The organism is Thalassolituus sp. ST750PaO-4 (genome assembly GCF_020320405.1).
GTDB lineage: Bacteria > Pseudomonadota > Gammaproteobacteria > Pseudomonadales > Oceanobacteraceae > Venatoribacter > Venatoribacter alkanivorans.
Map to the genome: position 1 here is coordinate 165,858 of NZ_JABVCB010000012.1, position 6,478 is coordinate 172,335.

Here is a 6,478-nt window from a genome sequence, read left to right on the forward strand (position 1 = left end):
AACCGCGCACTGCGCGGTTTTTTTATGTCTGCCGTCTGCTCAGGCCTGATGGCTGAGCAGGTAGTCGCGCACCAGTTCACCGACCCAGAGTGAATCGCCCTGCAGCCGGGCAAATTCCAGCACCTGAAAAACCGGTGTAACGTCACCTGAATGTTCAATATTGTCCGCGCTGCCGCGCAGTGACTGTGGCAGGGCAGGTGCTATAAGGCGGGTGAAGGCTTTGCTGGTGAGGACAAAATCATCCACCGAATCCTGACGGTTAATGGCACCGAAACGGATAAAGCCTTCTTCCCGAAGCCACTGCACTGCGCCAAGGGCGGCAAGGTGGCGGGGGCTGTGCAGGCCAAATTCGTCAACGGTATCCGGGCCTGAAATATCTTCGATAAACAGCGTTTGCTGGCGCGGAAATGCGCGGAAACCACTCAGCAGAGTGGTTGCGCAGTCTTTGTAAAAATCGTCGATATGAACGTCAAGCATCAGAGCTGGCGGTAGCTTTCAAAAAACTGCTTGGTTTTGCCAAGAGCCAGTGTCAGATCTTCCGGACGTGGCAGGAACACCACGCGGAAGTGATCCGGATAAGGCCAGTTAAACGCTGTGCCGTGTACAATCAGAATTTTCTGTTGCTCCAGTAAGTCGAGCACCAGACGTTCATCGTTGCGCACGTTGAATTTTTTCGCATCGACTTTCGGGAAGCAGTACAGCGCGCCCTGCGGTTTAACACAGCTGATGCCGGGAATATCGTTGAGCATTTCCCAGGCAATATCACGCTGCTGGCACAGGCGTCCGCCCGGTGCGACCAGGTCGTCGATGCTCTGATAGCCGCCCAGCGCGGTCTGAATAGCGTACATCGCCGGCACGTTGGCGCACATGCGCATAGAGGCCAGTAATTCCAGGCCTTCGATGTAGTCGCGGGCTTTGTGTTTGGCGCCGCTGATAATCATCCAGCCGGAGCGGAAACCGGCCAGACGGTAATTTTTCGACAGGCCGTTAAAGGTCACAATCAGCAGATCATCGGCCAGAGATGCGGTGGATACGTGTTCAACTTCGTCGTACAGAATCTTGTCGTAAATCTCGTCGGAGAACACGATCAGGTTATTCTGGCGGGCGATTTCCAGCATCTGCAGCAGCATTTCCTGCGGATATACGGCGCCGGTCGGGTTGTTCGGATTGATCAGTACCAGTGCACGGGTTTTATCGGTGATTTTGGCGCGCATATCATCAAGATCCGGCTGCCAGCCAGCACCTTCGTCACAGATATAATGCACGGCACGGCCGCCGGCGAGACTGACGGCGCCGGTCCAGAGCGGGTAGTCCGGTGCCGGAACCAGCACTTCGTCGCCGTTATTCAGCAGGCCCTGCATGGCCATAACGATCAGTTCGCTGACGCCGTTGCCGACGATGATGTCTTCAATGCCAACGTTCTGAATATTCTTTTGCTGCGCGTACTGCATGATGGCTTTGCGTGCAGAAAACAGGCCTTTGGAATCGGCGTAACCTTCGGAATCCGGCAGGTTATAAATAACGTCCTGAATGATTTCCTCTGGCGCATCCAGGCCGAAAGGCTTGGGGTTGCCGATGTTCAGTTTCAGAATCCGGTGGCCTTCTTCTTCCATGCGTTTGGCGGCTTGCAATACAGGTCCACGCAAATCGTAAAACACATTAGCCAATTTGTTGGATTTAAGAATTTCCTGCATGGAAGTCGCACTGCCTTTGTTGAAAGGAAAAAGAAAGCTGGCATGATACTCCTCAGATCGATGCTTCGAAAGTGGCTTATCAGGAGATCCGTCAATGAGCAAAGTAAATAAAACGGCCGAAGAGTGGCGGAAAGAACTGGATGCCGAAACCTACCGGGTAACGCGCGAAGCCGGAACGGAAGCGCCTTTTACCGGCCGCTATCACGACTGCAAAGACCCGGGTGTCTATCACTGCGTGTGTTGTGGTGAAGCGCTGTTTTTATCGGATACGAAATTTGATTCGGGCTGTGGCTGGCCGAGTTTTTTTCAGCCGCTGTCTGACGATGTTATCGAAGAGCGTATGGATACCAGTCATTTTATGGTGCGCACCGAAGTGCTGTGTCAGAACTGTGGTGCGCATCTGGGCCATGTGTTTACCGATGGTCCGGCTCCCACCGGATTGCGTTACTGTATTAATTCGGTGTCGCTTAATCTGAAGAAAGACAGCGATTAACCCCCGGGCCGTTGCTGGCCGGAATGGTTGTTAAGGGCGGGTGATACTTGCCCTTTTTTACCGATAAATATATTGTGCACAATACTATTTTGAAAAATTAAAAGGAGAAGTTTATGTCCGTTCTTTCTCATACCATGCCGCTGCTGAGTGGTCAGGAACAGGATCTGAGTGCTTATCAGGGGCAGGTCGTCCTGGTGGTTAATACCGCCAGTGAGTGTGGCTTTACCTATCAGTACGAGGGGCTTGAGTCTTTGTATCAGCAATACAAAGACAAAGGGCTGGTGATTCTGGGTTTCCCCTGCAATCAGTTCGGACAGCAGGAAAAGGGTGACAGTGCGACAATCGGCGCCTTTTGTCAGAAAAACTACGGCGTAACCTTTCCGATGTTCAGCAAGATTGAGGTGAACGGTGACAATGCTGCGCCTCTGTATCAGGAATTGAAGAGCGCGGCGCCGGGCGTGCTGGGTACCAAAGGCATCAAATGGAACTTCACCAAGTTCCTGATTAACCGTGAGGGTGAGGTGGTCAAACGTTATGCGCCAACCACTAAGCCTGAAAAGCTGCAGGCCGATATTGAGCGTCTGCTGGGGTAGGCTGTGAAACGCAAAGTTTATCCGCAGTTACACCTGGATAATCAGCTGTGTTTTTCGGCCTACAGCCTGTCACGTCTGATTACCCAGGCCTATCAGCCATTGCTGAAAAAGCTGGAGCTGACTTACCCGCAATATCTGGTGATGTTGGTGTTGTGGCAGGCACAGGAAGAAGAGCAGCTACCTGTGTCGGTGAAATATCTGTGTGAACGCCTGTTGCTGGATACCGGAACGGTGACGCCATTATTGAAGCGCATGGAAAGCGCGGGCTTGTTATTGCGCAGTCGCAGCAGTGAAGATGAGCGGGTGGTGTTGGTGAATCTGACTACTGCCGGCTGGGCGCTGCGCGAGCAGGCGGCTTCTGTTCCGCAGGACATTCTCTGTGCGACGGCCGTCGATGCAGCAGAAGCTCTGTCGCTGAAAGAGCGCCTGCAGAGTCTGATCAGTCGCTGGCGCTGCCGTAATAATTGTTAATCCACTGTACCAGCGTTGCCTGAATCTGATCCTGAGTGAATGGCTTGCCGATAAAGTCATTCATGCCGGCGGTCAGGCACTGCTGGCGTTCGTTTTCTCCGGTCAGTCCGGTCAGTGCAATGATGGGTGTCTGGCTGTTGAGAGAGTTGCGGCGTATCTGCCGTGTCGCTTCAAAGCCATCCATCACCGGCATCTGGCAATCCATCAATATCAGGTCATAACGGTTGTGGCGGGCGTGTTCTATTGCCTGTAAACCATTGTCGGCAGTATCCGGTTCAATATTCAGATTTTTCAGATAACGCTGACACAGCATGCGATTAATGGTGTTGTCATCAACCAGCAGGACCCGCAGGGTGCGCGGAGGCGCGGCGTGGTCGGGATCTGTCTGTTCGAGTAAGGCAGTTAACAGTCCGGATGCTGAGTAACATTCGTCGTCTGTTATTTCTCCTGTTCCTTGTGGCTGCAACAGGATGCTGTGCTCGCCATGCCGGCTGCTCAGCTCGGGTTGGTCTGTCAGTAACAGGGTGTGTTTGCTGTTCATACCCTCGGCACTCTGGGGGAGTTGCCATTGTTCTGCCCAGTGCAATATCCGGGCACGGCACTGTTTATCCTGAATGGCGATATTCAGGGGATGCTGGCGCAGATGTTTGCGGATTTCCGGCAGCAGTTTTGCCAGGGGCTGGCAGCGGATATGACATAGCAGAACCGTGCCGCCATCGGGTTGGCTTTCGTAGTGCAGGTCGCCACCAGATATGCGTGCCAGCTCGCGACTCAGGCCAAGACCGAAAGCGGAAGGCAGGGGCAGGTTTTCCGGGCACAGAGGCATCAGATCCTGTTCCAGCAGGGTGTCGTTAATAAACAGATCCTGCCCGGCCAGGCTGATCAGCAGCCGCTGTGCTTCATAGCGGACGCTGAGTGTCAGGGGGCCTTGTCTGCAGTGGATGATGGCGTTGCTGAGCAGGCTCAGAATCAGCAGTCTGAGGCTGCTCCGGTTAAGTAGCAGAAGATCAGCCTCACCACAGTGGCAGTGAATGTCTGCCATATCCGCCGGAATTTCCGCCAGGCAATCCGTGACTATCCGGTGGATATCGACAAGCTTCAGTTCTTGTTGGCTGCTGCTGTTTTGCAGGGTACGCAGGTCATGCAGCAGGCCACGGATATTAGCGGCCATGGCCCGCGCATCTGCCTGATCGGTATTGCTGAGTTTGCCGATCAGCTGATCCATAGGCTCTTTCAGCAGTTGTGTCAGGGTGCTCAGCCGGGTCTGCAGAGACGATGTGCTGCCGGAATGATCATCAGACGATTGCTGCAGGCGCCGGTTCAGATGGGTCAGTGCATGGGTGCGTTTATGGATCAGCTCTTCGAGCTTGGCTGAGTAGTCGTTGATCGTCGCTTCGGCGTTGCGTTGCTGATGTATGTGATCTTTAAGCAGGCTGAGCAGGGCCGCAAACTGGTTCATCAGCTGGCCGAGTTCATTCTGACGTCTTGATTGCATACGGGTCAGATCCACCTTATCGAGATTGTCGGCAGTCAGTCCGGTGATCTGGCGCACCAGCCGGGTCAGTGGGCTGGTAACCGCGCGATAAAAGGCAGCATAGATAAAGGTCGCCAGCAGCAGGCTGAACAGCAGGGCATTAAATAATGTGCTCCGGGTCAGGCTGCTCAGCTCGGCAATGCTCTGGCAGCGATCCAGTTCGATGATCAGTTTTCCGAGCGGGGTATTGTTGTAGCTCAGGGCTTCGATATGAATACCGGGTTCGCTGAAAATCATCATGTCCAGGGTAGAGGGCTGGCACTCGGTTGTTTCAACTGCCTGTGCCAGTTGCATACCGGTGCTGTCGATAACAATGGCTGAAATAATATTCGGGTGGCTGACAAGCCCTTCAGCCAGTTGCTGATTCAGGCGGATATTGTAGTTAAAAGTGGCCAGATTAAATGAGGGGAGGGTGCTGGCAATAATGCTGGAGACAATCTGCTGCTGGCGTGTTTTCAGTGTGCTGATATTGGAGTGAATACTGATGGTGCTGATTATGCCGGCAATAATCAGCGTAACGGCCGCTGTGTTCAGAGCCAGTTGCAGAGCCAGTTTCTTTTTGACCTGAGAAAACATCTGCATTCTGTCCTTTGCGCAGGCACTGTTTCGGGTGTATACCGGCCTGAACTTTACCTCAGATGAGGGAGCAGGCACAGGCCGTTATAACGCCACAGGCCGGCCTTAAAAGTGTTTTTTCTTCCAGGAATCATCCTCAGCATTCAGCAGGTCAGTGCCTTCCTCCAGTCTGGTGCCGCTGGCTGCGGGTTGTCGTTCATCCTGATGCTGAGTGATACGTTGCTGAATATTGTCCAGAACGGGCTTAAGCTCATCTGGCAGATTGCTGAGCTGTTGCAGGGCCGTTTTGGCTTTTTTCAGGTAGTGAATGGCCTGAGCGGGGTTGTTAACGCTGGCTGCTGCGGTCGCTTTGGAGTCAAACACGGCGATGGCAACTTTGACGTTAAGTAGTTTGGCTTCCTGTAATAACTGTTTGGCTTTATCCGTTGCCAGGTGGTGCTGTTGATGGCTGGCCCGGATCAGTTCCTGCAGCCGCTGGACTGAATGCCGTACTTCCTGTGCCTGTTTTACTTGGCCGGGCAGTTTGGCCGGTGGTCTTGGAGTGGCATTAAGCCAGGTTAAGGCGTCTTCCATTGCTTTATTGCAACGTTTGTTGCTGGGGGCCTTCAGTAGGGCCAGTTCGCCGCCGTGATACTGAATTTCCTGAGCCATAAAATGCAGCATCGGAGCTGAAAGCCAGGGCTGAAGGCTTTCTCCGAGCATACTCAGTTCACCCATCTGATCAGAGTGGACAACCGCCATACGCGCCCGCTCAAGGCGCTTTTGTTCCTGCCAGCGCATAAAGCCCAGCGCCCCGACGGCGGCCAGGGCTGTGAATATCGCCAGAATAACCAGACTGGTGGTGGACATGTGTTTCCTGTTTCCTTTCCTTGGCTCCGTCGGGAGTCGATGTTAAACGGGATTTGTCATAACGCGGGGAAGTTTGAGAGCTTCCGGTTTTAAACACACCTTTTGTTAGTGTAGCTGTAAAAATCTTATTTACAGGGGTTGACGACCTAAATGTCCATCAATAGAATGCGCGCTCCTTGATTGAGACGTCCCCATCGTCTAGAGGCCTAGGACACCGCCCTTTCACGGCGGTAACAGGGGTTCGAATCCCCTTGGGGATGCCATTTAA

7 protein-coding genes and 1 tRNA gene are annotated in these 6,478 nt (G+C 53.4%); 4 read left to right on the forward strand and 4 right to left on the reverse strand.

The features are described 5' to 3' along the window. Nucleotides 1–39: 39 nt before the first annotated feature. Together HUF18_RS13830 and HUF18_RS13835 are read right to left on the reverse strand one after the other, a co-directional pair. Nucleotides 40–477 (reverse strand): hypothetical protein, encoded by a 438-nt coding sequence (locus tag HUF18_RS13830; protein WP_225692613.1) that lies wholly within the window; start codon nt 475–477, stop codon nt 40–42. Next, a complete protein-coding gene (locus HUF18_RS13835; protein ID WP_145468422.1) occupies nt 477–1,694 on the reverse strand; it encodes a pyridoxal phosphate-dependent aminotransferase in 1,218 nt (405 codons plus the stop codon). The genes HUF18_RS13830 and HUF18_RS13835 overlap by 1 nt, the downstream gene beginning before the upstream one ends. Nucleotides 1,695–1,788: 94 nt before the next feature. On the opposite strand from HUF18_RS13835, the gene msrB reads away from it, so the two are divergent. The 3 genes from msrB to HUF18_RS13850 all read left to right on the forward strand — a co-directional run bounded on the left by msrB (nt 1,789) and on the right by HUF18_RS13850 (nt 3,251). Then, entirely contained in the window at nt 1,789–2,187 is a 399-nt protein-coding gene (gene msrB, locus HUF18_RS13840; protein WP_225692614.1) for a peptide-methionine (R)-S-oxide reductase MsrB, read from the forward strand. A gap of 113 nt (nt 2,188–2,300) precedes the next feature. Then, nucleotides 2,301–2,780 carry a glutathione peroxidase gene (locus tag HUF18_RS13845; protein ID WP_225692615.1) on the forward strand — a complete coding sequence of 160 codons (480 nt, stop codon included), beginning with the start codon at nt 2,301–2,303 and terminating at the stop codon, nt 2,778–2,780. Nucleotides 2,781–2,783: 3 nt separating this feature from the next. After that, nucleotides 2,784–3,251 carry a MarR family winged helix-turn-helix transcriptional regulator gene (locus HUF18_RS13850; protein WP_145468428.1) on the forward strand — a complete coding sequence of 156 codons (468 nt, stop codon included), beginning with the start codon at nt 2,784–2,786 and terminating at the stop codon, nt 3,249–3,251. Here HUF18_RS13850 and HUF18_RS13855 read toward each other — a convergent pair. Both HUF18_RS13855 and HUF18_RS13860 read right to left on the reverse strand, forming a co-directional pair. Next, nucleotides 3,220–5,361 (reverse strand): response regulator, encoded by a 2,142-nt coding sequence (locus HUF18_RS13855; RefSeq protein WP_225692616.1) that lies wholly within the window; start codon nt 5,359–5,361, stop codon nt 3,220–3,222. The genes HUF18_RS13850 and HUF18_RS13855 overlap by 32 nt on opposite strands. Nucleotides 5,362–5,466: 105 nt before the next feature. Further along, the gene (locus HUF18_RS13860) at nt 5,467–6,210 is read right to left on the reverse strand and encodes a hypothetical protein (RefSeq protein ID WP_225692617.1); all 744 of its coding nucleotides are present in this window, start codon (nt 6,208–6,210) and stop codon (nt 5,467–5,469) included. 187 nt (nt 6,211–6,397) lie between these two features. On the opposite strand from HUF18_RS13860, the gene HUF18_RS13865 reads away from it, so the two are divergent. Then, nucleotides 6,398–6,473: transfer RNA gene (locus tag HUF18_RS13865), tRNA-Glu, on the forward strand. The last annotated feature ends 5 nt before the right edge of the window (nt 6,474–6,478 follow it).